This window comes from Methanosarcina sp. (assembly GCF_028693135.1).
GTDB lineage: Archaea > Halobacteriota > Methanosarcinia > Methanosarcinales > Methanosarcinaceae > Methanosarcina.
This window is the reverse complement of record NZ_JAQUVZ010000034.1, coordinates 17060-39815: the sequence shown is the minus strand read 5'-3', so window position 1 is coordinate 39815 and position 22756 is coordinate 17060. Positions and strand designations below refer to the sequence as shown.

The 22756-nt window shown below is 40.2% G+C and carries 14 protein-coding genes and 1 tRNA gene; 9 read left to right on the top strand and 6 right to left on the bottom strand.

What is annotated here, in order from left to right:
* The first annotated feature begins 137 nt into the window (after positions 1-137).
* Positions 138-356, top strand: a complete 219-nt coding sequence (locus tag PHF18_RS13445) for a hypothetical protein (RefSeq protein ID WP_300103712.1) — start codon at positions 138-140, stop codon at positions 354-356.
* A 29-nt stretch (positions 357-385) separates the two neighbouring features.
* Here PHF18_RS13445 and PHF18_RS13440 read toward each other — a convergent pair whose 3' ends face one another.
* Positions 386-2932, bottom strand: a complete 2547-nt coding sequence (locus PHF18_RS13440; protein WP_300103709.1) for a TaqI-like C-terminal specificity domain-containing protein — start codon at positions 2930-2932, stop codon at positions 386-388.
* Between the two features lie 33 nt (positions 2933-2965).
* Positions 2966-3484: a type I restriction endonuclease gene (locus PHF18_RS13435; RefSeq protein WP_300103706.1), complete on the bottom strand. Its 519-nt coding sequence runs from the start codon at positions 3482-3484 to the stop codon at positions 2966-2968.
* Positions 3485-3666: 182 nt separating this feature from the next.
* Between PHF18_RS13435 and PHF18_RS13430 the strand changes: the two genes are divergently transcribed.
* Positions 3667-3885, top strand: a complete 219-nt coding sequence (locus tag PHF18_RS13430; protein WP_300103703.1) for a hypothetical protein — start codon at positions 3667-3669, stop codon at positions 3883-3885.
* A gap of 162 nt (positions 3886-4047) precedes the next feature.
* On the opposite strand, the gene PHF18_RS13425 is transcribed toward PHF18_RS13430, so the two are convergent.
* Positions 4048-5478, bottom strand: a complete 1431-nt coding sequence (locus tag PHF18_RS13425; protein WP_300103701.1) for a dihydrolipoyl dehydrogenase — start codon at positions 5476-5478, stop codon at positions 4048-4050.
* A gap of 458 nt (positions 5479-5936) precedes the next feature.
* On the opposite strand from PHF18_RS13425, the gene PHF18_RS13420 reads away from it, so the two are divergent.
* The 6 genes from PHF18_RS13420 (at position 5937) to PHF18_RS13395 (ending at position 14122) form a co-directional block, all read left to right on the top strand.
* Complete coding sequence (locus PHF18_RS13420; RefSeq protein ID WP_300103698.1) at positions 5937-7304, top strand: TIGR00297 family protein; 1368 nt, start codon at positions 5937-5939, stop codon at positions 7302-7304.
* Between the two features lie 734 nt (positions 7305-8038).
* Positions 8039-9340, top strand: a complete 1302-nt coding sequence (purD, locus tag PHF18_RS13415) for a phosphoribosylamine--glycine ligase (RefSeq protein WP_300103696.1) — start codon at positions 8039-8041, stop codon at positions 9338-9340.
* Positions 9341-9439: 99 nt separating this feature from the next.
* Positions 9440-10348, top strand: coding sequence for an ornithine carbamoyltransferase (argF, locus tag PHF18_RS13410; protein WP_300103694.1), 909 nt, complete (start codon positions 9440-9442; stop codon positions 10346-10348).
* A gap of 286 nt (positions 10349-10634) precedes the next feature.
* Positions 10635-10719: transfer RNA gene (locus PHF18_RS13405), tRNA-Leu, on the top strand.
* 881 nt (positions 10720-11600) lie between these two features.
* Positions 11601-12452 carry a hypothetical protein gene (locus PHF18_RS13400; RefSeq protein ID WP_300103692.1) on the top strand — a complete coding sequence of 284 codons (852 nt, stop codon included), beginning with the start codon at positions 11601-11603 and terminating at the stop codon, positions 12450-12452.
* A gap of 365 nt (positions 12453-12817) precedes the next feature.
* Positions 12818-14122 (top strand): IS4 family transposase, encoded by a 1305-nt coding sequence (locus tag PHF18_RS13395; protein WP_300103690.1) that lies wholly within the window; start codon positions 12818-12820, stop codon positions 14120-14122.
* Positions 14123-14583: 461 nt separating this feature from the next.
* On the opposite strand, the gene PHF18_RS13390 is transcribed toward PHF18_RS13395, so the two are convergent.
* Complete coding sequence (locus PHF18_RS13390) at positions 14584-17100, bottom strand: right-handed parallel beta-helix repeat-containing protein (RefSeq protein ID WP_300103688.1); 2517 nt, start codon at positions 17098-17100, stop codon at positions 14584-14586.
* Between the two features lie 833 nt (positions 17101-17933).
* Here PHF18_RS13390 and PHF18_RS13385 point away from each other — a divergent pair.
* Complete coding sequence (locus PHF18_RS13385; protein WP_300103686.1) at positions 17934-19382, top strand: saccharopine dehydrogenase NADP-binding domain-containing protein; 1449 nt, start codon at positions 17934-17936, stop codon at positions 19380-19382.
* 506 nt (positions 19383-19888) lie between these two features.
* On the opposite strand, the gene PHF18_RS13380 is transcribed toward PHF18_RS13385, so the two are convergent.
* Both PHF18_RS13380 and PHF18_RS13375 read right to left on the bottom strand, forming a co-directional pair.
* On the bottom strand, positions 19889-20122 hold the full coding sequence (locus PHF18_RS13380) for a hypothetical protein (protein WP_300103684.1): 234 nt from the start codon (positions 20120-20122) through the stop codon (positions 19889-19891).
* An 850-nt stretch (positions 20123-20972) separates the two neighbouring features.
* Positions 20973-22391, bottom strand: coding sequence for a YncE family protein (locus PHF18_RS13375; RefSeq protein ID WP_300103681.1), 1419 nt, complete (start codon positions 22389-22391; stop codon positions 20973-20975).
* Positions 22392-22756 lie beyond the last annotated feature (365 nt).

Genomic DNA, 22756 nt, shown 5'->3' with positions numbered 1-22756 from the left:
AATCTCGTATCAATAGCCATTCCTCCATTTTCAACATTATCTACAATCCTCGAACTTTTCTCAAGGATTGTGAATTGGAAGGTTTTAAACCGCCGAAATTGGAAGATTCTTAACCGCCATTGACATACAGAGCAATTGTGCCAACTCCTTACGGTATGGACTATTTTCTTGATGAGGTTTCAGGAAATGTAAAAAAAGGAGGAAAGATCCATTTTTACACTTTCAATACGGATTCGCAGATCCCTGGTTTGATTGAAGAGTATGGGAAAATGGGGTTCGAGGTTGAATTTCACAGGCGTTGCGGAAACGTTGCTTCAGGCGTCAACAGGTGGGTTTTTGACCTGATCAAAAAATAAAACCGTAGTCTAAATAATAGGCTCGATCATTATTTCATTTCCACAATCTTAATCTCTTCCTCAGTCAAATCGTAGAGCTGATAAACTAACCTGTTAATTTCTGCATCTGTTGCGTCGATCCGACGCTGGATCATCTCTCTTTCACTGCCAAGCTTTGAGTTATCGAGTTTTTTATTCATTACAAGCATTTGTTCGACAAGTGATACTATCTTGTCATGCCGAATTACATCTTTGGGATTGGAGAAATCGGTGGTGTGGACAGGGAGATTTTCCATATATTGACGTTTCCATCTAAAGAATCCCCCTCTGATAACTGAACTAACATTAGAAAACATAAAAGTCCATAATCTTGAGTTTAAAATGCCTAATAAATAATGTGAATTATTTCCCATAATATATGAAGTTGTATCGGAATAAAATCCATTATTATCCAGAGTGAACTGCCCCATTGTCGCAATCTCTGCATACAATATTTTCTCTCTTTCAAACTCTTTATAATAGTCGATAGAATCTTGGATTTCATACCACTTGTATGAACCAGGCTTTCTCCCTTTCCATTCTCCTTTCCATTCCTCGGGTTTTGGTGTAAGCTCCGATTTGAATTTCTGAAGATGCGCAAGGATTGCTGGATATTTACTGATATCAATTCCACGGCGAGCAAATATCACATACTTGTCGGATATTAGCGCCTTGTATCTTTTAATGTCACGGCCTGCTAAAAATGGTTTAATAACTTCTGAGCTCTTTGGATCTTCAGCAATCAGCCGGTCTTTTGTAGCTTCACCAATAACAAATGCCTTGTTTAGGCCAGTTAAAACCCCACGATATATTTTTCCTCCCACATATTCTCCAAGAGGCATACCAGATTTCATGAGCTTATCAAGAAGTAACCTGTTTTCTTGATCTACAAGAGACCATCCGTTATCATCAAGTGATTCTTGATTTACAAAATATCCACTTCCTTCTACATACTGAGATAAATCCAAGAAATCCAGAGTATCAACCTGAACAACCTTGAAATGCCCTTTTATTTTTCCGTTTGAAACTCTCAATATGCAGGGATATGTTGTTGCTGTTTTAAAAACTGGCAGATCGCCAAAATCAATAATTTCGTCAATAGATTTCTTACTTAACCATATGCGAAGTGGTTTTCCATAGTTAGCTCTCATCCACTTATTTGCAACAATATAAGAAAACTGTCCATTCTCTTTAAGAAGGGAAATTCCCTTCTCTATAAAATAAGCATAAAGATCAGCACTTCCGTGGTATACTTCATATTTGTCTTTGAGATACTCTTTTTGACCCTTAAGAAGTTCTTGCCGGACATAAGGAGGATTCCCAATAACTGCATCGAATCCTCCATTCTCAAAAACTTCTGTAAACTCCCGATTCCAATCGAAGGCATTTATTTTGTATAAATCTTCTTCATTATCAAGACTTACAGGAACATTATTATAGATATCCGGACCGATTAAAGAGTTCCCGCACTTTATATTCTCATGCAGGGATGGTAGTACTCTTTCCTGAGTGATTGTAAGCTGCTTTGCGATGCGTTCTCCTTTTTCACCTTCCAATACCTTGAGAAGAAGAGAAAGTTTTGTAACCTCGACTGCTTGCTGGTCAATATCAACACCATAGATATTATTCAATAGAATTCTCTTTTTTTCGTCCGATGTTAAACGCCAGTCAGTTTCGCTCATCTGATAAATTGGAAAATCATAGTCAAGTCCTGCAGACCTGATTTTTTTCTTTCCTTTTTTCTTTGGAATAGGTTTTACAGGCAGGAATTTTTGTACTTCTTTGTCAGTTGCAGGTTTCCCTGCCTTTATAAATGGCACAAGCTTGTCTATATACCAGCCAATGTGCCAGTCCAGAAGATACTGATAAGCTCCTATTAAAAAAGAACCTGAACCACATGCCGGATCAAGAATTTTTAACTCTGAAATTTCATTGGGAGTTTTGCCTTCGACAAGCCTTCCAACAGTATTCTTGACGATATAATCCACAATATAGGTAGGAGTATAAAATACACCTCCGGCTTTTTTCACCTCGGGTTTCTCTTCAATCTTTGCTTGATGAGTGTCTGTGAGCCTGATAACCTTGCCTAAAAACTGCTCATAAACATGGCCAAGAATATCAGCAGGGAATACGGAAAACTCATATGGGCTCTCAGGATAATAAAGATGACTTAAAATCTGTTTGAGAATCTTGTCATCTATTTTAAGGGAAAGTGTCAAAATATCAGGCTCTTCCATCCAATCTTCTTTTTCGAAGTGAAAGAGTCCGGAGTTGTATTTATTGTCTGCATATATGAATAGATCTTTCAGATTTTCATAAATTTCCTTACATTCAGCTTTCTTTTTGAGTTGTCCGTACTCTTCTATTCCTCTATCTTCACAGATTCTTAAAAAGATAATTCTGTCTATGATTTTTTGCACAGCAAGGTTTAGCTCCTGCACAGAAAGTTCATTGTTTCGAAGTGCAATATTCTTAGCAAGAATATCACGCCATCCCTCGATTTCAGTCAGGAATGAATCATCAATTCCAGCTGTTCCTTTTCCACCTTTCTTACTCACCAAACTTTCTGCAAGATCATCAAATCTGCCGGTCTAAATTGAGTTTTTGGAATACTTTGATTCAATTTCATCCCATTTTTCGATATAATCCCTATAGGTGTAATACTCAATTCGGCCCATAGATGATTTATCATTGAGTAAGGGTTTCTTTGTACAATCAAATACAATAAACTCTTCAAAATCCGTTAGTATACTTAATGGTAATTTAGCGCTCCACGCATAACGGCGGAGTTGATAGGCAGGCTCAGGGTTTTCCTTGAGATTTATCGCTGGCTTTTTTGCCTCAACAAAAAACTTTCGGATACCACCTATTCTAAAAGAGTAGTCAGGCGCTTTTGTCTTCCCGCTCACCTTTATAGCATCTTCGTGAATAACTTCTTTATATCTATCATCATATGCCTGTGTATTATCTACGTCCCACCCCAATGCCTTAAAAAATGGATCAATAAATTCTCTTCTTACTTGTGTTTCATTGTACGAAAGGGACTTATATCTCTCATAATAGTTATCAAAGCGAGTGACAAGTTCAATTATTTGAGGGGGAGCAGGCATGGTATCACGTTAAGTATGATAAAAGAAAAATATTGGTTTTCTAACACTGTAAGGGAGAAAGAAGTTCTAGTATAAGTTGATTTTTAAATAATGTAAAGAGCCAATTCGCGATAATAAAAGATTCTGAAACTTCTATTTATTTAGGGATAAACCTGGTTTTGGGATGAGCTCTATGATTAAATATGGATGCTCCCACCAGCTTGTTTGGAGTTTCTTCTCAAAAAGCAGAAACGCGTAGAAGGACGAAAAACAGAATGAAGAAGCTTGGAAATGTGGAAAAGAAAGAAGAAGCTTGGAAATGTGGAAAAAACAGAGGTAGATTATTATTTGTCTGTTCTCTTCTTTCTTCTCTTTTTTGGGACAGGCCGCTCTCCTGCGTCGAGCGTGACAAAAACGGTTAGGTATAGCGAATAAGGTTGTATGGGGATTGAAGTTCAGACTCATAAATTCGAGCTAGCCGTTGACTATTTGCTCAAATGTTTAGGCTCACGGGCTGTAAATACAAGCCCAGAGCACTTTTATTCGTCTTTTCAGCGGTTTTTTCAGGCTTCAAACCTGGCTTTTCAGTCCTCTAGCCCGAGATGCTTCATGACATGGTGGTAGTGTTCAGGGGAGAGTCTGGAGTAAAAGGCTCCTGTGACGACTTCACTGAGCGATGGATGGATGGTCATGCTGCGGATAATTGGCTCTGCACTTCTTGATGCCGTATACATGAGAGAAATTATCTGGTGGATCAGGACCGAGGCATGGGGTCCTATAATATGGGCACCCAGAATTTTGTCTTCCTGTCCGTCCAGAATCACTTTTACGAAATAACCCCTGGCTTCCATAGCAGCTCCCTTTGCCGTATCTTCAAAGAGTTTAAAGCCCATAACGATTCGGTCTTTCCCATACTCCTTTATGGCTTCCTGTTCTGACATCCCCACGCCTGCAATTTCCGGATAGGAGAAAACTGCGTGCGGTACGGCATGGTAGTCTACCTTTACTTTTTCTTTCATAATCGCATTGAGAAAAACTATTCCGGACTCATAGTTTCCTGCATGCTTGAGCAGGTATTTTCCGTTTGCGTCCCCGAAAGCCCAGATATTTGGCTGGGAGGTTTCCAGATACTCGTTAACTAAAATCCAGCCGTGGCTATCTGTCTTGATTCCTGCCCTTTCGGGGTGGAGGATATCAGTATTCGGGGATCTGCCTGTTGCAACCAGGATCTCGTCTACAGTAACTTTTGTCTCTTCTCCCGTGGTTCTGTCCTTTGCAATAACGGTTTTCTGCCCGTTACTTTCTTTTCTGACCTCTATGGCTTCGTGGTTTGTAACGATTCTCATGTATTCCGACATCTTTATCCTGGCAAGTTCGGAGATTTCGGGCTCTTCCTGGGGAAGAAAATGCAAATTTCTCCCTATAACCGTGACTTCAGCTCCCATAGCTGAAAAAAAGTGCCCGTACTCAGCTCCGATGTAACTTCCCCCGAGGATGGCAAGGCTTTTCGGGCATTCCTCGAGTTTGATTACGGTGTCGCTTGTAAGGTAGCCGGTTTCTTCAAGCCCTTTAACAGGCGGGATTGCAGGCTTTGAGCCCGTACACAGGAAAATCATCTCGGAGTGAAGGGTCTCTTCTCCAACCTTGAGGGTATACGGCGATGTAAATTCGGCAGCTTCGGGATAATAGTCAAGATAAGTACTCTCAGTTAGCCCTTGCCTGATCATATCGATGTCTTCTTCTATCCTTCTGCGCATCCGTTCCATGATCATGCGGAAGTCAATATCTTTTATCTCGAGTTTGATCCCGAAAAGCGGAGCTGTCTCAAGTTCCCTTACAAGCTCCGCAGGGTAGAGCAGAAGTTTTGAAGGGATACACCCTCTGGTCAGGCAGATCCCTCCGGGTTCGTCTTTATCTATAACAGCTATTTTTAGCTCCGGATTCGAATCGATAATAGAGTTCACATAATTCATTCCGGAGCCCGTACCTATCACAATAAGGTCATAATTTTTCATTATTTTCCCCTCACATAAAGCGTAAAATCAGATCTCAGCCAGTTAATGGATTTGTTAACTGGATTTGTTAACTGCAATAATTATCTGTCTGCTTTGCTAATTACACTTATCCTTAAATAAAATGATTCTTATAGCAAAAGACGACCGAAAACCACTCAACAAAATTCTTAAAAAGGCTTTCTCCCGGATCGCAGGTGAGAGAGACTTTCTGAGATAAAAAATTAGTAGTAGGTGTCTGTGGAGTGAAATCACTGACAAAAAAGTTACTTTGTTCTTTGAATAACCGCCAGGGCTGACGTGAAAATCACTCCAAGCGTAAGTAATAAGATACATAAATATTTTTAAATCTTATTTCATTTTTAAACAATTATCGGAAGGAAAAACAACTATCTATTTATAAAGAAAAGCTTATTCTATGTAGCTTCTCAGGAAGAATAAAAAACAAAAGATGTCCTAGAATGAACAGAGACACCCCCCTCCTCGAAAATGGGACTTCCTACCACGGAATTCCCGTGATGCACATCTTATATCTCCTGCTTATTCTGATAGCTCCTTTTGCAGGAGTAGATCTGCTCCTCCTCCTTTCTTTTGTCCTTTTCCTGGGGTTGAGGTTTTCTGGGAAGTTTCTTTCCTGCAGCAGAGATGCAGCCAGCCTTTCTTTATCTCTTACACTGATGCTGCTTGTTTCTGCAGTTTCTAAAGACCTTCCGTACACATTCCCATTTTATATAGTCCTTGCAGCCTTTGCAGTTGCAGCTGTAGGAAACCACAGCTCTTTTTTTTCGGAAAGAGGCTTTACTGCTGATTTAGAGTCCAGAAAGAGCAGGATGAAGAAGAAAAGTTTTTCATTACTCTGGAGTTCGATTTTTCTTGCGCTCAGGATTATTGCGGCGTTTCTTGCATCAAGCTGGATTGTCTACTGGCAGGAACTTTCAATCTCGTATAACTTTATATTTTTCATAGCTGTTATTGGAGCAGTTACAGGTTCTCTTTTTGAGTCAATTCCTTCAAAGATAGACAGTAATATCCCGGTGTCTCTGGGAGCAGGGATGACGATGTGGATTTTTGAGGAGTTCAGGTACTGGGTCCCTCCGGAGAAAATGCTTGTAGCCCTTGTCTTCTCCCTTTTCCTCGGCGCGCTGGCTTACAGGGCGAAAATTGCCGACGTTTCTGCTCTCCTCAGTGCTGCCCTTCTCGGAGTCCTGATAATTGTTTTCAGTGGATTTCAGTGGTTTTTGCTTCTGCTTACTTTTTTCATTCTGGGCGGCGGGTTTACCAGGTACAAGTACGCATACAAGGAATCGATCGGGATTGCTCAGACAAAAAACGGAATCCGGAGCTATGAAAACGTATTTTCGAACAGTACGGCAGCCCTTGTCCTTGCAGTAGCTTATGGTATCTTCCCTGATCAGAGCCTTCCGATTATTTATGCCTACATGGGCACTGTTGCAACTGCTACAGGCGATACTCTGGCAAGTGAAATCGGGACCACGGCAAAAGGAAGACCCAGAATGATCACAACTCTCAAGCTTTCGGAACCCGGGGCTGATGGGGCTGTTTCCTCGCTGGGCGAACTTGCCGCAATTTTAGGTTCTGCAGTCATAGGCGTGCTTGGCTATGTTCTTGGAATATCTGACGACCTTCTGCTTTCAGTCCTTATTACAACTGCAGGAGGCTTTATCGGCACAAATGTGGACAGCCTGCTCGGGGCTACTCTTCAGAAAAGGGATGTGCTCTCAAACAGCGGGGTAAACTTTGTTGCAACCTTTGTGGGGGCAGGGATTTCAGCCGGAATATATGTTCTGATATCAGGTCTATTAAGTTAAGGGATGTTTAAAAGGTCTAAAAGGTCTAAAATGTTTAATATATTTAATCTTTTTAATCTTTTTAATATGTAAATTCCACCGAACAGTAGTTCCAAGTAAATTTCGTAAAGCAATCCAGGAACAACTTGACTGGAATACTGGAATATTACATAATGACTCAATCCGGTCTGTTATTCAAAATCAGTAGACGTATTTCAGTTTTATTTTGTGGGCTTTTTAATTATGCCCTTTATTGTCCTGTTGGATTTAGATGCACTAAAAAGCTCCATGAAGTTCCGTTCTCTGGTTTAATTCACCCTATATCTGGAGTGTCTCTACTCCCACAATAGGATCTGCCATGAAAGTCAATAGGATCTGCCATGAAAGTCAATAGGATCTGCCATGAAAGTCAATAGGATCTGCCATGAAAGTCAACAGCTATGTCATGAACATTGTTTTAAGATTCATCATCTCAAAATAAGGAGATTCGGAACTACTGAAACTTGCTGAATTTTTAGATAAACTTGAAGATAAACAATGAGAAGATATTTATTAGAAGAAATAGAGAATTAGGGAATCCTTTATTGTGTTATTGATTAAAACTATCGTTTATAAAGATAAATATATTTTTAAGATAGAAAAAAAGGTCTTGCGATCCTAAGAATCCTTCACCTTTTCTTCACCATATTTCCTCATCAGGTATCAAAAACAAATTTAAGGTTAAAAATAAATTTTTTTGAACAAGGAGAATGAAAATGAAGATTTTGCTTATCGGCGGCGGCGGAAGGGAACACGCAGTTGCCGAAGGAATTAAGAAAAGCAAGCATAACCCCATCCTTTATGCGTTAATGGCAAAGAAAAACCCCGGAATTGCCGCCCTCTGTGAGGATTTCCTGCTTGAAAAGGAAACCGAGGTTGTAAAAATTGTTGAATATGCGAAAGCCAGGAAAATTGAGATGGCTTTTGTGGGGCCTGAAGCTCCGCTTGCAGCAGGAGTTGCAGATGCCCTCTGGGAAGCCGGGGTCCCTGTTGTAGGTCCCAGGAAAGCCTGTGCAGTTATTGAGTTTGATAAGGCATGGGCAAGGAACTTCATGAAGAAATATGGAATTGAAGGCTGTCCTGCCTATGAAGTTTTCACGGACGAGGCTCCAGCACATGCTTTCATTGAAAAGCTGGGCGACGTTGCAGTCAAGCCCTCCGGGCTTACAGGCGGTAAAGGCGTAAAGGTGATGGGTGACCAGCTCCCTGACCTCAAAGCTGCCAGGGAATATACAAGCGAGCTTCTGGAAAAAGGGTCTGTAGTTATTGAGGAACGTTTCATAGGAGAAGAGTTTACTCTACAGGCTTTTGTGGATGGAAAAAACCTTGCCTTTTTCCCTGCAGTGCAGGACCATAAGAGAGCTTATGAAGGGGACCTCGGACCGAATACAGGCGGCATGGGCTCATACACCGATACAGGAGAAATCCTTCCTTTCATGCTTTCCGAAGACCTTGAGCAGGCAAAAAAGATTATGCAGCATACGGTAACAGCGCTGTATGAGGAAACAGGGACAGGATACCAGGGCATTCTCTACGGGCAGTTTATCCTGACAGCCAGCGGCCCCAAAGTCGTGGAGTTCAATGCACGGTTCGGAGACCCTGAAGCTATGAATGTTATCCCCCTTATCGAGACTGATTTTGTAGAAATTATGTCTGCTGTAGTAAAAGGCACCCTTGAAAACCTGCCTGTAAAGTTCAGCAAGAAAGCGACGGTCTGTAAATATGCAGTTCCCGCAGGCTACCCGGATAATCCTGAAAAAGACAGCGAAGTAGTTGTAGGAGATGTGGGAGAAGCTTCAGTCTACTATGCAAGTGTGTATGAAAAAGAGGGGAAAATTTACACTACCGGCTCCCGTGCAGTTGCTGTCGTGGGGCGTGCAGAAACAATAGAGGCTGCAGAAAAAATCGCCCAGAACGCTCTTGAAAATATTAAGGGTAAACTTTTCTTCCGGAAAGATATAGGCACTGCCGATCTTATCCAGAAAAGAATTGACCATATGAAAGAACTTAGAAGCTAACTGTTTGAAAAAATATGCAGGGATAACGCTTGTAAATAAGTACTATGCAAGTAATATAAAGTTTAAATTCAGCTAGAAATAAGCCGGGGTTTGAGACCTATGAAGAAAGATGTACTTTCTATAACTGACCTGTCCCGAGAGGAGATCTACGAACTCCTTGAATCGGCAGTGGACCTGAAAGCAAAGCGCAAGGCAGGAGAATATACCGAGTACCTGAAGCATAAAAGCCTTGGAATGATTTTCGAGAAATCCTCAACAAGGACCAGAGTTTCCTTTGAGGTTGCAATGAGCGATTTCGGGGGACATGCCCTTTACCTGAACTCCAGGGACATCCAGGTAGGAAGAGGCGAGACCATTGAGGACACTGCAAGGACCCTTTCCGGTTACCTGCACGGAATCATGGCCAGGGTTATGAGCCACGAAACTGTGAAGAAACTGGCCGAATATTCAACCATACCCGTGATCAATGCCCTCTCCGACCGGGAACACCCCTGCCAGATCCTGGGTGACTTCATGACCATCATGGAGTTCAAGAAAAAGTTAGAAGGCCTTAAATTCGCCTGGGTTGGAGATGGAAACAACGTCTGCAACTCTGCCCTGCTTGGCTCGGCTATCATGGGAATGGAGTTTGTCGTTGCCTGTCCGAAAGGCTATGAGCCAAAAGCCGAGTTCCTTGAACAGGCAAAAGCTCTTGGAGGCAAGTTCACAATTACAGATGACCCGAAAGTTGCCGCAAAGGATGCCGATATTATCTATACTGATGTCTGGGTCTCCATGGGTGACGAAGCCGAACAGGAAAAGCGCCTGAAGGACTTTACCAGGTTCCAGGTCAACACCGAACTCCTTGGAGTTGCAAAGCCGGATGTAATAGTCATGCACTGCCTGCCCGCCAGACGAGGTCTGGAGATTACGGATGAGGTCATGGACGGCCCGAACTCTGTGGTCTTCGAAGAAGCAGAAAACCGCCTGCATGCCCAGAAAGCCCTTATCCTGAAATTGATGAGATGAAAATTTCATCAATTTCCCATACTTCTATCTGGAATTTTCGAGTATTCCAAAATAAACTCCCGAGATTAGTGATTGAACCCCTCAAAAAATAAATATTTATAATGAGTTTGAGGGTTTTTTCACTCTCCGAAAGGGCTTTCAAGGAAAAAGTATAAGAACAAAGAGCGCCACTATTTGCTGCTGCAACAGGAGCCATATCGTGCGAGGGTTGCCCAGCCAGGTCAAAGGTGCCTGCTTCAGAGTTTTGCATCTAGAAATATATTTTATTGACAAGTAATATCAATTTGCGAGAGTTGCCCAGCCAGGTCAAAGGCGCTGGATTCAGAGTCCAGTCTTGTAGGAGTTCGTGCGTTCGAATCGCACCTCTCGCACTCAAACTTTTTTTTAATCGATTGACTCTCTTTTAGTTACATTTTTGCTCAATTATTCTGATTCGCTTGCTTTTTATGTAGTTGCGTCAAGATATATCTCTAAGGCAATGGACTCATACGCTATTCGCGGATAGTCATTCGGTTTCAATTATTATCAGTCGAATACCCCGCTAGCTTGCTGCGGGGATGGAAAACTTTCCCGATAACCGTTAATGATAATATGTAATTTATCAATTCCATTTTCCGGTTGTTAACTTCTACTCAAACTAAAGTGTTTAGGGTTATTGTTTCCTTTAACGGAATTTAGAGCGGTGGCGCGAACATACTCCGTTGCTTGCGCCAGGGTGCACCAACGCAACTTTGATTCTGAGTTTACTAGGTTCCGCGATGCGAGAGCGGACAAAAAAGAACAATTGAATATCGCTAAAGGATTAGTTAAAAAAGCTCTGTTAAAATTTTACTTATATTGGACTTCTTATAAAAATAGTAACATACATAATATTTCAGAAGCGAGAGATATACTTTCAGATTATGCAAAATTATACATTGACGTTTCTGTAGAGGTATACGAGGTGTTACCTCTACATTGAGAAATGAAGTTACAAACACTGTGACTCGTATTAGAGAAGCAGCGAACGAATTAAAATTTGTAAGTATAAGCGATAGTTTAGACAAAATATTTAGTAAACCTGATGAGTGCGCGCAAGAAGCGTATCGAGTTTATAAAAACTTTGATGAATATTTTCAAGATGCTTAATGATTTGTAAACATCCTATACTACACAATCAAATAGGACAAATAAAATCCGATCCAAGTAAATAGCTTTCAATATATCCTGAGAAAAACGACTACTAGCTAAAGATAAAAATTTGTGTATTCATATGGTACAAAATAATGCAATATATCAGAAATTCCCAGGATACGTGTTTTTCCCAGAAAATAACAATTATTCAGAGTTTGATCTACTTGTACTATTTCTCAGTACCTCTGAAATCAAAGTTCCAGACGTATCTAATTTTGCACGATCAATAAGAGACAAATTTGTGGCTGTTTTAGTTTCATATAGAGAGGTATTAGAACAAATTCCGGTGTGGGATAAAGAAAACAAGAAACGAGAGATTGAAGGAATTCCTTATGACGTTCAGGGAATACTTTTAACAATTAGATATGAGGCATATCTAAATTCGATATATGGCCTGTGTGAAAATCTTAGCTTTTTAGTAAAAAAATTCTACTCTAATGACGTATTAAGTAACAGTTTTGATAGACAGAAAAAACAGTTTTTAAATGATAAACAGAAACTTGATGAATCTTATTCGAAAATATTAGAAAAAACGGATTGGTATGTAGAAGTTCACGCCATAAGGTCAGAAGCAACTCATTTTTTAACTGGTTTAATCTCCACATCTGAATCGAGTGGACCGTGTTACTCATATAAAAAAGCATATAATCAACGAAAAGGCGCTCCTAATGAAATAAACATAGAAAATGTTGAAGATCATGTAAAAGAGATCCAAAGAAAACTAGTATTATTCTTAAGTGAGTACTCAAAACATTTTATAAATCTAAAATTTAACAAAGACAAAACAGTAAGAGTAATTTGCTTAAGAACAGATGATGGAAATGAATTATTTTACTCAATAACGTTAAATGATTATCTAAACAAAAGACCTAGGAAATGCGATACACTTGAATTTGACTGCCCACATAAAGAAAAATGTAAATTTATCTGAATAATGACCAGTTCAGTTTTAAGTGTGAATCTCCGGAAGTCATAATCTGTATAACTTCAATAGTGCTCATTATGGTAATACAGATTGGCTGAAAATTCAACCGGTTAACAAATATTAGCAAAAACACCCCCTGAAGTGGAAGCTTCCGTTCTCTTCACTCCGCTTTTCCAAATTTTATGTTGTATCCTGAAATTATTTCGCGGATTCAAATCTATTTGAATGTTCAATACATGATACCGTAGCAGACGACGTAAAATGTAGAACATTTAGTAAATTTCAATTCTATTCCATGCGTCATCGGTTAAGCGTTAGGGAATCACTCTCGTATGTGTTTTTATAATAATAATCTAAATATTAGTGCATCTATGTCTCCTCATCCCCCACCTACTCTTGAAGACTCTCTTCGGGAAATGTTTCCCGAAGAGTGGTTAAGGCAAACTGCCAAAGAAACTGGTCTCATAGTACGTGAGCGTAAAATTGACCCTGTCATCATCTTTTGGGTTTTAACTCTTGGTTTTGGTGTACGCTTGCAGCGTACACTTGCCAGTTTAAAAAGAGAATATGAAAAAGAATCACATAAGACCCTAAGCGACAGCAGCTGGTACTATAGATTCACTCCAGAACTTGTTGAGTTTCTTCATCAGTGTGTTATTCACGGCATAGAAGAGCTTGCAAAAGAACCTGGTAGAAAACTTAGCAAAAAACTCGAAAACTTTCAGGATGTTCTCATTCAAGACAGTACAATTGTTCGTCTTCACTCATCTTTAGCAGACAAGTTTCCAGCAGCAAGAGCAAGAACAGTAGCTGCTGGGGTAAAAGTGGGAGTTATGGTAAGTGCAGTTGCTAATGGGCCTAAAACAGTTGCTCTGTACTCTGAAAAAACAGCTGAGATCAAAACATTGAAAATCGGTCCATGGATCAAAGACCGTATTCTTCTTGTTGATCTTGGATTTTACAAAACTCAAATGTTTGCAAGAGTTGAGGAAAACGGAGGATATTTTGTCTCAAGAATAAGGAAGAATATGGATCCGATTCTTGTTTCTGTTGAAGAGGGACTTTCTAAGACTAAAAGCAAAGAGTTCACGGAAAAACCTGTTAGTGAGTGTATTAAACAACTCTCTGGGAAAGATATTGATGCAGTTGTAAAAATAGCATTCAAAAGAAGAGCGTATAAAGGCAAACAAAAGCGGGATGAGCTGCTTGTACGTCTTGTTGCGGTATATAATGATGAAGATGAAAAGCATCACATATATATCACAAATATTCAGAAAGATGTTTTGAATGCAAAAGACATTGCAAAATTATATGGAGCAAGATGGGACATAGAACTGCTGTTTAAGGAGTTGAAAAGCAAATACGCTCTTGACGTTCTTGAAACAAAGAATGTGCAGGTAATTGAGGCTCTAATATGGACAGCAATGTTGACACTAATCGTTAGCAGAAGAATTTATTCTCTTGTAAGAAACTCAACAGCTCATCCTGAAAAAATGGCTCAATATACGCAGTTACGTTGGAGCACAATATTTGCAGAGAATGCATCAGATTTGTTGACAGTAATTCTGAATAGATGTGGAATTCAAAGAACTTTTGAAACGATAATGAGTGTATATGAAAGTCAAGCATTGGATCCGCATGTAAACAGAGAAAGGTTCAGAGAAAAATGGTTTTAATGAAAAGGTGAAATGAAAAACACTATTGGTAGATGGAAAGAAGTTCTTAACCGATGACCAATGAATTCTATTCTGATATTGTGGGGTGATCATGTAAAATAAAACAAATTCGAAGTTGAAGTCAACAGTGAGTCATATATATAGATGATATATAACTACAACAAAAGAAATTAAAAAAGCGAACTAATTTTGGGATAAAACAGAGTCCAGTTTCGTAGGAGTTCGGGCGTTCGAATCGAACCTCTCGCATCAAACTTTTTTGATCGATTAAATTTCTTTTAGTCACATTTTTGCTCAATTATTCAAATTTATTTGCTTTTTAATGAAGTTCGCAAGATCCTCTCTGATGCGAAGTATACGTAAATAGCTCCAGGCTCTTTTAATCTGGCTTCAGCCATTGTTAAGAAAAGCCCCGCTCCTGAACTAGTCATAAGAGGTGCTTTTCCGGATACGGCGGATACTTAAAAATCAGCGGCAGGTGGGTAGCTAATACTACCCATATATATATCAGCGTTATACGGTACATTTCGGTAATCCTGCCACACTATTCTGTCCCCGGAGATTGCGGGAAATTCCTGCTCTGACATATTTGTGGTAATTTGAATTTCCCTGGAAGTTGATATATTATACAGATATATATCATCATTGCCGCTACGGAAATCATACCACAAAATCCTGTCACCATAGATAGCAGAATTATGTGCTCTTCCGCTTCTTGAGATCTGAGTTACCCTGCGAGTGGAGAGATCATAGTTAAAAATATCCGAACTTGAGAGATCATACTCATCTGCAAGGCGATGATCCTCCCACACGACCCTGCCCTCATAGATGGCAGGATTAAAGGCATTTCCGTTTTTAGTTATTTGAGTTACCTTACGGGTGGAAATAGTGTACATGCAAATATCATGGTTTTCTCCGGCATGCCTTTGCCATACTATCCGGTCCCCGTAGATAGCAGGGTGAATATTATCCAATTTATCCGATTCACCGTTTGTAATCCGGATTTCCTTTGAAGTGGGTATATCGTACATGTAGAGATCATGGTTTCCGGAATCGAGCCGTTCTTCCCATACGATTTTGTCCCCATAGATAACAGGGCGAGTATTATCTGACTCATCGTTTGTAATCTGTGTTTCCGTGCTGGTGGAAATATTGTACATGTAGATATCCTGGTTTCCATTGCGCCCATCCTCCCATACTATTCTATCCCCAAAAATTTCAGGATTTTCCTGCCACGATTCATCAGTAGTGATCCGGACTTCCTCTGAAGCGGTTATATCGTACATATAAATGTCCCAGCTTGCATTGCCCGGGTTTCCATTTCGGTAGTCCTGCCACACTATCCTCTCACCGTAGATCGAAGGAGATTCCTTGTATGATACGCTGGTAGTGATTTGAGTTTCATTTACGATAGAGGGAGCACTTTGAGCGGGAGCAGGGGAAACGATAGTGTAATTGGGTATTATCTCAATATCATTTCCAGCATCATTCCATAATCTTTCTATATATTTTTTGATTTTGTTACTCCATTTCCATGCAGTTGAGGGTTCTGAAGATATAGGGGTTGATCCATCTGACCCTGATTTTGAGGCATATATCGTATTTCCATCCGGACCTATGTTTATTCGGTTTCCGTTTGGTTCCGGTTCAGCAGAATAGTCGGAATGAAGATAACCTGCATCAATGCAGGGAGAACTCACTTTGTCTTTTACCCATTTTTTTCCATCCCAGCGGCCTTCAACCGACAGCAGACGGTAATCATGATTTTTCGGGTCTGCAAAGAGAGGATTTACGTATATATCTGTTGTAGATGTGCAGTTTTTATAATCTCCACGCACATTATCGTAAAGGCCGTTATTTTGCAGCACTAAATCGTATATCTGGGGGAAATTATTTATTGCTGCATATCCCGTCCCATTCGGGTCTGTTATACCCTCCTGAGTGTTTACGATTATGTTATTGCGCACAGTAATCTTGAATAATCCACCTGATGGAATATACTCAGGAGGGGACGTGAGGGAGATCGCAGCACCATAGCAGCTGTCAAATAAGTTATTTTCGATAAGGGTCCCATTAAACCCATTCGCTACAATGCCCCCAATTGAGGTAATACTGGGATTAGTGCCGGTGCTGTAGAAGATATTGTGATGAATATGGACACTTTTTCCCTGATCCCCGATGCTAGTAGAGGTATCATAATCTGGCATCCAGATCCCGGGCCCAAAACTGTTATAGATAGTATTGTTATACACCTCTACATCGTTTACGATCGCAGTCTGATTTGAGGAATCAGGTCCTTTTTCAATCTGTATTCCCGGACCTCCTGCACTCCAATGGTGGAAAGAGTCGATGACGTTATCGTGGAATTTTACGTGGTTTGAGTTCCATACTCTGAGAGCGCTATTGGTCCTGCAGGTTATTCGGTTGTTCCATGCCTCCACATTTTCACTCCTGAGTGCAAACAGACCGTCGTGTCCCAGCTTGTATACAGTGTTGTTGTAAAACTGAATGTTGGAACCCTTGTTTATCCTCAATCCGTCCCCATTCCCATCGTGCATATACATGTCGTATACTTTTACATTATTACAGTAAGTAAAGTACATTACATTGTAGTATCCTCTACCCAGCAGAATTTCACGATTGTCCTCATAGTTTCCATCGACCTCAAAGCCCCTTACTGTAATGTTATTTCCCTTGCCGCCCATCTGCTGGATAAGAGGTTTCATCGAAGGCCAGCCTGCGTGGTTAGCAAGTTTGATCACAGCAGTAGAGTCTCCCTCAAGAATTGTATTGTTGCCAATCAGGATACTATCATCAATAACGTAAGTAAAAGGTCCTTTAAGATGGACAGTTGTGTATTCACTGTTATTTGCTACAAATTGCAGTGCCTGGTTTATCTGTACCTGATCACTTTTTCCAGCGCAATTATAATCTCCACTGCCGTCCCCTGCAACATAAATTGTTTGCGGAGAACTCATACATGAAGCAGAAGGAACGTATACAAAGATAAAAGAAAATACAAGAAAAGAAGTTACTAATGCTCGTCTAAACATAACGATCACCTGGGGGAGGTTATAACAATATTTATTATTAAGTCCTCTATGAAATATTCAGTATTTTATAGTTTACACTCAGACAAAATTACATACATCAGCCACAATAGGCTTCAAATCGAATGAATTTGTTATCTTGTGTTTCGAATAAACTCTACTAAGTTCCAGAGACTCCTCCATCAACACAAAACTCCTATGTTTGAGCAAAACAAAACTTGAATCATCTGTAGCAGTTATTTAGAGCATTATACTATAGCACTATATGGTATTATAAAAGTCTTATCAAATTATTTTTTATCAAGAATTATTCTTGTGTCGTGAATTCCCGACCTGTCTGGTAAAACAAGGCTTTTGCTTCTTTAACAAATCTCTGATCTTAATGATTTAGTTTTTAAAGCTCTAATATTCCTTTCCATGAGGATTCATTGCCATCACTTTGCATATATTTTCATAATACAGAGCTTGATTTTTTCATATTTGCACCCTCTCAGTTTTGTTAAAAATGTCTCTTAACCAGTGATCCAGATTTTGGGACAGTCCTGAACGACCTGTAAAGCTCCGTCTGAATTGAAATAACACAATAAGTTTTAGCAGGTATGTTGTATCTGATGAAGTTGTTCAGATTTTTTGAGAGAATCTGCAAGGCTAATATCTTTTTCATTTATGGACCTCCACTTAAGTTTGGGGGGATCAGACCACATTATTGTGAAAAGTTAATATGAGAAAAGTTATATTCATGTCTTGCGTTTACGAATCCTATGAAAAAAAGATTTTCCAATAAAATCCTCATTATTGGTTATGGCTCAGTTTCACAATGCACCCTACCTATTTTACTGGACAAACTCGATGTTCCGTTAGAAAACATTACCTTAATTGATTTTGAAGACAAATCAAAAGCCCTGAAAAAATATACTAATCAAGGATTAAGATTTGTCTGTGAAAAGATTACCCCAAAAAATTTGGATCAAGTTCTGTCACAATATATGGAAGATGAAGGCTTGCTCATTGATCTTTCATGGAATATCGATGCCAATGACATCATTAAGTGGTGCCATGAGCACAATGTATTGTATGTTAACACTTCGGTTGAAGTATGGGACCCTGCCGAGAAATTTATGACTCAAAGTCTATTGGAAAAATCGCTTTATTTACGGCAAATGAGATTGCTTGAACTTTCCCATGATTGGAAAGATGCGCCGACTGCTGTTGTTGACCATGGCGCAAATCCTGGCCTGATAACTCACTTCGTAAAGCAAGGCTTGCTGGATATTGCCGCCCGCACCTGTGAAGATAAGAAAGTCTCTCCTGAGGATGAACAGGAAATTTCCCTTCTTGCAAAGAACAGGGATTTTGCCCGCCTGGCTAAGAAATTGGGAGTCAAAGTGATCCATTGTAGCGAGCGAGATACTCAAGTCGCAAACCGGGCAAAGGAGGTAAATGAATTTGTAGGGACATGGAGCATTGAAGGATTGAGGGAAGAAGGAACTGCTCCTGTTGAAATAGCCTGGGGAACGCATGAGAGCAAATTGCCGCCCCTGGCGCATATACCTCCTTACGGACCAAAAAACGTGATTCTCTTGCCCCAGATGGGCATTAATACATGGGTCAGATCGTGGATACCGGATGAAGAAATTGTAGGTATGGCGATCCGTCATGGCGAATCGTATGGACTTTCAAAACTGTTAACTGTTTGGGAAGATGACGAGGCGGTCTATAGGCCTACCGTACATTATGCTTATATGCCCTGTCACGACACACTTTCCTCTCTTTGCGAATTGCGAGGCCGGAATTATGAGCTTCAACCCAGACTCAGGATTATGACAAATGAAATCACATCTGGTGAGGATATAATAGGGGCACTCTTGATGGGCCATTCTTATAATTCCTGGTGGACTGGGAGTTCATTGAGCATTGAAGAGGCCAGACCCCTTGCTCCCGGGCAGAATGCTACTACTCTTCAGGTAGCTGCAGGCATTGTTGCTGCTATACTCTGGATGCTTGAAAATCCACGAGAAGGTATTAAAACACCTGAGGACTTGCCTCATGATTTTGTCCTGGATATTGCCAAACCGTATCTTGGAAAATTTATTTCCACACCTTCGGACTGGACACCACTTAAAAATCGCAAAATATTTTTCAAAGAAAACCCAGCCGTGAAACACAATCCTGATCCATGGCAATTCGAAAACTTTCTTTTCGTAAGTTAATCCCTGGTAAACTACCCCTCCAGGCAGACTGATGTCTGTCAAGGAAGGGGTATAAAAGTAATTTACCTGTGTTCTCAAAGAACTGGATACATTCGTGCGTTCGAATCGCACCCCTCGCATCCAGAATTTTTTTTATTTTTCTTGTTGTTTACGGGCCATGCTTGAGCCATAATCGTTCCCGGGCTGTTTTTAAGAATCTACCTGCATATCTACATCCACATGTGCCCCTGACTTGTCCCCGATTTTAGACGCTATCAGAATTTAATTGTTATTTTCCCGAAAAAGTAATTTCAAGCAAGGGAAAGAGATGAAAAAGAGAGATTTTATTGGGGTTTTCCCGCCTGATTGCACATTTCAGGCGGGAGGTCTGTTCACACAATTAAGTAATTATAAATACGTCTCTCTAAATATATAAATATTTGTATGTAGCTAAGTTTAAGATCTGGCATCAAAGGATTTCATGGGTTCAAATCGCACTCATCAAACTAAAAGAAGGAGAATATCTATTATACTGCAACCTCAAAAGGATAAACTTCCTCCCATCTATCACCCATAACCGAACTAATACCCCCTTCTTCTACCTGCATCTGCATTGTATCCCCTTCTAATCTAATTGTTATGAGGTTTCCACTTTCGTAATAATCGCATTTGACAGGAGAAGAATCTCCATAGCGTAAGAAGGCAGTACCGCAGTCATACAAAATGAGATAGTCGCTTCCTGATTGGAATTTTCGTTTCATGCAGGGAATCTCCATAATTTCGAATTATTTCATATTGTTTTTTACTTATTATCCGTGCTAAAAGACTTCGTGTCGAGGCATACATCAGGTTAACTGCCGCACCGATTAAACAAGAGTATTGAGCAAACAGTGCTGCCTTTATCCTGTCAGATCCTGTTAAATTCACTTTTAATCCCTTATGGAAGTTCTGGAATGTCCTTATACTGTTAACGTCGTATATCTTTATTAATTTTTTGCCTTTGTATGTATTTTACTTCCTTCTTTTGCCTGGCCTGTAATTGCCACAGGTCATCCTCCCGCACAGAGTCTCCATTCAGGCTTGAACCTCTTCAATTAAGGGGTCAGGATTAAAAAAGTCCCATCTGCATTTCTACATGGAAAAGCTGTCGAGGGTCATAGAGGAAACCCGAAAATTGCATACATCCTCTCTGCACCTCATTTTCGGTGAGATGTGCATTTTCGGTAAGATGTGCATTTTCGACGAGATGTACATTCTCTGAACCCTATATTCAGGGCTAAAAAAATCCAGTGCTTTCATTTTTCCGTCCAGGTAACGGGCAAACTCCATAACTTAAAAGAGTAAGATGTTTGTGTTCTACATGACCCGGAAACACAGGAGTAGCTTGTCAGAAAAGCAACTTTCTCCTGGAGAATGGGCTCTCAATTGGTGTGCAATAGGCTACCCAGATGAAGATCTATTTTTTTTCAATCCATCTCTGTGCTGGAAGAAGGTGCCGATTTCAGGTAATGAAGGCAAAATCTGCAGACGATTCCTGATGATTTCTTAGATGATCGACACCCTTCAAGCAAGAATATTCCTTAGCCGAGAATCAATGAATTAAGCTTTGTATCAGATTTCCGGAACTTCGCTATCAGGGATTGGTGTAAGCCCGGTTCCATTAGATCCCCAATAGTATGTAACAGTGTACTTATAACCAGATTTCAACTGAGTGTGTTCATCATTAGTTTGGATTACACGGTACCATAAACATCCTGTTCTGATATATTCATCAAAATTACCTGCAGGAGTTGTAACTGTGCGGGTTTGCCCGGTGGGGACATTCACTTTGAAAACGGGTTTTTTGGAATCTGCCTTCGTCCAAACTACGAGGATATCACTACCAATTTTGTTTATTATATTAAGAACAACGCCATCGGCATACTTTGGTAGATAATCATTAACTTCCTTACAATAGGTCTCCGTGGCTGTTGTGGGGGTGGTTACTGTTACTGGCTCTCCTATGGTGGTTACTGTTACTGGCTCTCCTATGGTGGTTATTGTTACTGGATCTCCTATAAACTTCCCTAAGGCATAAGGCAAGGATCCTACAGGCACAGTGGCTGTAACAGTGTTGGTAGACGTGTTAATTATAGAGATATTGGTGTCTGCCACATATACTTTTGTTCCATCAGGGGTAACTGCAATTCCGGTGGGATACAATCCAACAGGCACAGTGGCTGTAACAGTGTTAGTAGACGTGTCAATTACGGAAGTAGTGTTGCTGTAACAGTTTGACACATATACCTTTGATCCATCCGGGGTGATTGCAATTCCATAGGGCCAGATTCCTACAGGCACAGTGGCTGTAACAGTATTAGTGGACGTGTTAATTACAGAGACGATGTTGCTCTCGTTATTCGCCACATATACTTTTGTTCCATCAGGGGTGACTGCAATTCCGTCCGGAGCGCCCATCACAGGCACAATGGATGTTACATTGTTTGTTTCTGTGTCAATTACATAAACCGTGCTACTGGCAGCGTTTGCCACATATACCTTTGTCCCATCCGGGTTGACTGCAACTCCGTAAGGCAAGGATCCTACAGGCACCGTGGCTGTAACAGTGTTAGTAGACGTGTCAATCACCGAGGTAGTGCTGCTTTTATAGTTCGTTACGTATACCTTTGATCCATTGGGGGTGACTGCAACTCCTAAAGGCCCGTCTCCTACAGGCACAATGGACATAACAGTGTTAGTGGACGTGTTAATTACAGAGACAGTACCGTCTTTTTCGTTCACCACATATACTTTTGATTCATCTGGACTGACTGCCACTCCTTTAGGATTGAGTCCTACAGGTATCGTGGCTGTAACAGTATCTGTGGCTGTGTCAATTACAGAGACTGTGTTGTCACCGTAGTTCGAAATATATGCAAATGGCGCGGCGCCTGCGATATTTGCCAGCATTAAAAGCGCCAGCGTCGTTACTCCTAAAACTGTTATGAGGGCATGCCCTCTGTGTGTTTTACCACATGTCATTTCTTTCATCTAAATCCCCCCGTGCGGATTTTGGATATTTGCAATAAAAATAATTATAAATCAACAAATATACAACCTTTTAATATATAAAGGGAACTTTTCCAATATAACGGGGATTTTTTCTATTTATCACTTTAATTTTATATTACGTCTAGTTCTCGAACTTATCACAATTTTCAAGACTTCACCAGGAACGCAATATTTTAACCATAAACATTGCTGTCCTTAAAGTGTAAACAACTATAAAAAATGAAAAAGTAATTTCCAATCAGAATAAGAAATATTCAGGATCTTTTTACCTTATTTCTTGAGAATCAGCCCTCTGAACCCCAAATTCAAGGATAACAAAATCCAGTTCTTTTTTAGTCCATATG

Excerpts from the sequence above, each read along its gene's own strand:
- argF (WP_300103694.1), top strand. The coding sequence starts at position 9,440 with ATGAAGAAAGATGTACTTTCTATAACTGACCTGTCCCGAGAGGAGATC.
- PHF18_RS13400 (WP_300103692.1), top strand. The coding sequence starts at position 11,601 with ATGGTACAAAATAATGCAATATATCAGAAATTCCCAGGATACGTGTTT.
- PHF18_RS13390 (WP_300103688.1), bottom strand. The coding sequence starts at position 17,100 with ATGAGTTCTCCGCAAACAATTTATGTTGCAGGGGACGGCAGTGGAGAT.
- PHF18_RS13380 (WP_300103684.1), bottom strand. The coding sequence starts at position 20,122 with ATGAAACGAAAATTCCAATCAGGAAGCGACTATCTCATTTTGTATGAC.
- PHF18_RS13420 (WP_300103698.1), top strand. The coding sequence starts at position 5,937 with ATGAACAGAGACACCCCCCTCCTCGAAAATGGGACTTCCTACCACGGA.
- PHF18_RS13375 (WP_300103681.1), bottom strand. The coding sequence starts at position 22,391 with ATGAAAGAAATGACATGTGGTAAAACACACAGAGGGCATGCCCTCATA.
- PHF18_RS13425 (WP_300103701.1), bottom strand. The coding sequence starts at position 5,478 with ATGAAAAATTATGACCTTATTGTGATAGGTACGGGCTCCGGAATGAAT.
- PHF18_RS13395 (WP_300103690.1), top strand. The coding sequence starts at position 12,818 with ATGTCTCCTCATCCCCCACCTACTCTTGAAGACTCTCTTCGGGAAATG.
- purD (WP_300103696.1), top strand. The coding sequence starts at position 8,039 with ATGAAGATTTTGCTTATCGGCGGCGGCGGAAGGGAACACGCAGTTGCC.
- PHF18_RS13435 (WP_300103706.1), bottom strand. The coding sequence starts at position 3,484 with ATGCCTGCTCCCCCTCAAATAATTGAACTTGTCACTCGCTTTGATAAC.
- PHF18_RS13385 (WP_300103686.1), top strand. The coding sequence starts at position 17,934 with ATGAAAAAAAGATTTTCCAATAAAATCCTCATTATTGGTTATGGCTCA.
- PHF18_RS13430 (WP_300103703.1), top strand. The coding sequence starts at position 3,667 with ATGGATGCTCCCACCAGCTTGTTTGGAGTTTCTTCTCAAAAAGCAGAA.